Raw genomic sequence first — 5,829 nt, forward strand, 5'->3', positions numbered from 1 at the left:
CATCGTTGACCGGATCAACCGTGATGGTCAGGGTCGAGGTGTCGGTGCTGGAGCCGTCGGTCAGCACATAGGTGATCACCGGTACCGGACCGTTGTAGTTGGCGGCCGGGGTAAAGCTGTAGCTGCCGTCAGCGTTCAGGGTGAAGCTGCCGACACCATTGATGTTAACCGCCTGACCCAGGGTGAATGGACCGGCAACGCCATCGATGCTGAAGCTCTGCACGCTCAGCTCGCCATCGACGCTGCTGCCATCAATCACATTGCCTGTGGTGGCGCCGCTGTCTTCATTGACGCTGATCACTTCGTTGTTGTCGGTGAAGTTGTCGTTGACTGGGGTGACATTAATAGTCAGGGTCGCACTTTCACCGGTATTGGTGGTGTAAGTGATGATAGGTACGCTGCCGTTCCAGTTTTCGTTCGGCGTAAAGGTGTAAGAGCCGTCGGCGTTCAGTACCAGGATACCACCGTCTAGCTCCACGCTGTCGCCAGCGTTGTAAACGGTGTCATCATTGTCGACGGTGAAGGTGGTCACAGACAGTTCACTGTCGATGTCGCTGTCGTTATCGAGCACGTTGCCGCTAGCAATAGTGTCCTCGGCCACAGTGTTAAAGTCATTGACCGCATTGGTTGCATCGTCCACAGGGGTAACGACGATGGTCAGGGTCGCGGTGGCACCGGTATTGGTGATGTAGGTGACCACAGGTACGTTGCCGTTCCAGTTTTCGTTCGGAACGAAGCTGTAGGAGCCGTCAGGGTTCAGGAAGAAAATACCGCCGTCGAGCGTGGCGACGTTACCAGCAATATAGCTGTTGCCATCGATTTCGAAGCTGGCCACGGAGAGCGCGTCATCCACATCACTGTCGTTGTCGAGTACGTTGCCGCTGGCAATCGTATCTTCGGCCACAGTGTTGAAGTCGTTGACGGCGTTGGTGGCATCGTCCACAGGGTCAACGTAGATGGTCAGGATGGCAGTAGCACCAGTGTTAGTAGTGTAGGTCACCTCAGGTACGTAGCCATTCCAGTCAGCATTGGGAGTAAAGCTGTAAGAACCATCGGCATTAAGCACTAGAGTGCCGCCGTCGAGAACGACGCTGCTGCCTGCGGTATAGCTGTTGCCATTCACTTCGAAGCTGATCACGGATAGCGCGTCATCCGCATCACTGTCATTGTCGAGTACGTTGCCGCTGGCTACTGTATCTTCAGGCACGTTGATGTAGTCATCCACGGCGTTTGTTGCATCGTCCACAGGGGTAACGACGATGGTCAGGGTCGCGGTGGCACCGGTATTGGTGATGTAGGTGACCACAGGTACGTTGCCGTTCCAGTTTTCGTTCGGAACGAAGCTGTAGGAGCCGTCAGGGTTTAGGAAGAAAATACCGCTGTCGAGCGTGGCGACGTTACCAGCAATATAGCTGTTGCCATCGATTTCGAAGCTGACCACGGAGAGCACGTCATCCACATCACTGTCGTTGTCGAGTACGTTGCCACTGGCAATCGTATCTTCGGCCACTGTGTTGAAGTCGTTGACGGCGTTGGTGGCATCGTCCACAGGGTCAACGTAGATGGTCAGGATGGCAGTAGCACCGGTGTTAGTAGTGTAGGTCACCTCAGGTACGTAGCCATTCCAGTCAGCATTGGGAGTAAAGCTGTAAGAACCATCGGCATTAAGCACTAGAGTGCCGCCGTCGAGAACGACGCTGCTGCCTGCGGTATAGCTGTTGCCATTCACTTCGAAGCTGATCACGGATAGCGCGTCATCCGCATCACTGTCATTGTCGAGTACGTTGCCGCTGGCTACTGTATCTTCAGGCACGTTGATGTAGTCATCCACGGCGTTTGTTGCATCGTCCACAGGGGTAACGACGATGGTCAGGGTTGCGGTGGCACCGGTATTGGTGATGTAGGTGACCACAGGTACGTTGCCGTTCCAGTTTTCGTTCGGAATGAAGCTGTAGGAGCCGTCAGGGTTCAGGAAGAAAATTCCGCCGTCGAGCGTGGCGACGTTACCAGCAATATAGCTGTTGCCATCGATTTCGAAGCTGACCACGGAGAGCGCGTCATCCACATCACTGTCGTTGTCGAGTACGTTGCCACTGGCAATCGTATCTTCGGCCACTGTGTTGAAGTCGTTGACGGCGTTGGTGGCATCGTCCACAGGGTCAACGTAGATGGTCAGGATGGCAGTAGCACCGGTGTTAGTAGTGTAGGTCACCTCAGGTACGTAGCCATTCCAGTCAGCATTGGGAGTAAAGCTGTAAGAACCATCGGCATTAAGCACTAGAGTGCCGCCGTCGAGAACGACGCTGCTGCCTGCGGTATAGCTGTTGCCATTCACTTCGAAGCTGATCACGGATAGCGCGTCATCCGCATCACTGTCATTGTCGAGTACGTTGCCGCTGGCTACTGTATCTTCAGGCACGTTGATGTAGTCATCCACGGCGTTTGTTGCATCGTCCACAGGGGTAACGACGATGGTCAGGGTTGCGGTGGCACCGGTATTGGTGATGTAGGTGACCACAGGTACGTTGCCGTTCCAGTTTTCGTTCGGAACGAAGCTGTAGGAGCCGTCAGGGTTCAGGAAGAAAATTCCGCCGTCGAGCGTGGCGACGTTACCAGCAATATAGCTGTTGCCATCGATTTCGAAGCTGACCACGGAGAGCGCGTCATCCACATCACTGTCGTTGTCGAGTACGTTGCCGCTGGCAATCGTATCTTCGGCCACTGTGTTGAAGTCGTTGACGGCGTTGGTGGGATCATCCACGGGGGTGACGTTGATGGTCAGGGTCGCACTCTCACCGGTATTGGTGGTGTAGGTGATGACAGGGACGCTGCCGTTCCAGTTGTCGCTTGGCGTAAAGGTGTAGCTGCCATCGGCGTTGATCACCAGGCTGCCACCTTCCACTTCAACAGTGGTGCCCGCGTTGACGGTTTGACCGTCGACGCTGAAGCTGACCACAGAGAGCTCTGTGTCGAAATCAAGATCGTTATCTAAAACATTACCAGTTGCTATCTCATCTTCTGCGATAGTATTGCTGTCATTAGCGGTAATGGTAGGGGCGTCATCACTGCTAACGGTAAACGCTTGTTCTTCTGTTTGAACGGCTGAAAAGCCCGAAGTGGTGTAGCCTGCGCCCGCGATTGTCTGGGCACCTGTTCTGCTAACAGATATAAAGCCTGAGTCACCTTGATTAGCGGCGGTATTACCTGCGGCGGTTTCAGGGAGTTCGGCTGTTGGATCTTCACCAGAAGCGATGAGCGCTTGGAGCTGCTCAATTTCATTCAGTGTTTCTACTTCTGCTGTGGGAGCTGCTTCGGCGTTTTGGCTAGTAAAAGAGCTACCATCGGAAAATGCTAATTCTAAGTTGGCTTGTTCAGCGATGATTATAGTACTGCCTTCGGGAATTGTTTCTCCGATAGTTACTTGTTTTTGTTCGGTTTCTGTGACAACTGAAACCTTTCCTTTCACATCTATTACTTGTCCATTTTTGGTTGTAACTAACGATTTCATACCTGCCCCCGCAGAATTAAATAACACAACTGAATTTTAAATGTTGTAAAGGTTAGCGCGTTTTTTCGCCAAGTATCGAATCTTATCAATAGTCTGTATAGTGGTCAATTTTTTGACGCGCAAATAATGCTAAAGCCATGCATTGGTCGCAGTTTATAATGCTTTAGGTTGACAAATAAAAAGGCCAAACCACTAACTGTTTGGGTTTGACCTTAGAGGGTGTCGCGATAACGTCGGCTGTTATGGAATTGTATCAATTACCAAGTTTTCGTTACCGAGCAGGTTGTTGATGACCTGTGCGTCACTTAAGGTGTTGTTATTGGTTAGGTCAATATTGTTCAACACTATTGTGAGGTCAACGATTCCATCGTGGTCGGCATCGACAGAGATCTCAGTATTTCCACCACTAAAGTTAAATGCTAGATACTGATCCAATGCATAAGTACCACTCTCCTCATCAATCAAGATTGCAGATAAATCTAGTTTATCCATGCTGATGTCGAAATTGAGCACAGTATCTACGCTGTTGTCGTCGGAGCCTATACCCCAGACAAAGGTGTCTATATCACTGTCGATACCTGCATCTATGGTATCGCTACCTTCGCCACCAATGAGAATATCGGCGCCGACACCACCATCTATAGTATCGTTTCCAAGTCCTCCTAAGATGATGTCGTTACCACTTCCGCCTTCGATTAGATCGTTACCTGAGCCACCGATGAGTTGATCGTCGCCTTCCAAGCCAAATATAGAGTCATTGCCTTCTCGACCATATATTTCATCATCAAGGTTGGCCCCGGTTAGAGAGTCACCCTCTGTGGTACCGAAGATGAGGTTATCTACATTATCTGTACCTGTGACTGTTACCGCTGTATCTGCTAGCAGCTCATGGGTGAAGGTGGCCTGTACAAAACGTGCCTGATAGGAGCCACCATCATTATCCAAGTAGGTAATAGTCCAAATATCACCTGGATCGACAGGATTCGCACCTAGGTAATCGGCAAGTGTGATACTGTTATCTGACTCCATCAGAATGTCGGCATAGGAAATGTGTGCACTCATCAAACCTGAGTCTGTATCGTAGAACCAGTCAGTTACACCATTTGCTGCGGCTATCACAATGAAGGTGATACCGTTAATAGTCAGCCTTACTGATACTTCCTCCTCTCTTTCTATGCCTGTCTGTCCGCCAATTTCGCTGTTAGGAATAGGGATATCGAAAGGCGATTTTTGGAAGTCGGTAAAGAGATCTAACGCCCCACTACTCGGATCTTGGTTGATGGCGCTGGCAAATGCACTGCTGACGGTTAGGTAGGCATCTTGATCATTACCTGACGTCAATGGTGAAGAGCCGTCGCCTATGAGTACAGTATTTCCGCCTAGGCTATTAGCCGGAACCGTGTGTATGACAAAGTTGCCATCGACGCTATCAGAACCCGAGTTGATCGTGAAGGTGAGATTTATATCTAGCTGATCTTCGATACCCGCATTGTCTCCGGGAACATACACTAAGGTACCGAGTTCTGAAGCCGACAGCACAACTGGACTATCGAAGTCATACAGTGTCAAGACTCCGGTATCGTCATCAACATACCAGATCTCGCCTATGTTGGCCGTCTCATCGGGATCGACGAAGGATAGATTCAATCCAGTAATTGTGATGACGTCGTTGTAGTCTTGATCCGTTGGTACATCGATACCAAGTGGATAACCATCTAAATAAGGGATGGCAATTTCTGCAAGTGACGCAGGTACCCATATCTCTTTAGCAAATTCACCCTCAATAGGATCGTTTGTACCATTGATGGTGATGGTGACTGTTTGGGTATCTGTACCGCCGTCATTATCTGTGACTGTGACATCGAAACTCAGGGTAATGGTCTCATCTTCGGCAAGGAACTGAACCAGAGAGTTGAGGATACTGTAATCCCAGCTGTCGCTGTCGACGCTGAAGCCATCGATCAGGCTCTGAATCTGACCTGCGCTGAGCACGCTGGTCAGATCGCCACCGCTCCAGATGATGTCATTGTTGTAGACCTCGGTGACGCTGTGGGTGTTGTTGACATCCACGTCGGTGAAGCTGAGTGCGCCGCTGTCGGTCAGGTTAGGATTGCTGGCATCTTCGGTCACGCCGCCGCTGGCATCCACTGTGAGTACCGGCAGGTCGTTGGTGCCTGTGATGGTGAGGCTAACTGTCTTGGTGTCAGATCCGCCATCGTTATCGGTGACCGTGACCTCGAAGCTTAAGGTGATGGTCTCACCCTGGGCGAGGAACTGCACGTCACTGTTAAGAATGCTGTAGTCCCAGCTGTCGCTGTCGA

General features: G+C 51.0%; 2 protein-coding genes. Both read right to left on the reverse strand.

Annotation, left to right across the window (positions count from 1 at the left end; all coding sequences use genetic code 11):
* Positions 1–3,466, reverse strand: a 3,466-nt coding sequence (locus tag GNT65_RS20325; RefSeq protein WP_160798991.1) for a retention module-containing protein, incomplete at its 3' end; no start/stop codon positions are given.
* A gap of 282 nt (positions 3,467–3,748) precedes the next feature.
* Positions 3,749–5,829, reverse strand: a 2,081-nt coding sequence (locus GNT65_RS20330; RefSeq protein WP_160798992.1) for a VCBS domain-containing protein, incomplete at its 5' end; no start/stop codon positions are given.

It is taken from the genome of Shewanella insulae, from assembly GCF_009831655.1.
GTDB lineage: Bacteria > Pseudomonadota > Gammaproteobacteria > Enterobacterales > Shewanellaceae > Shewanella > Shewanella insulae.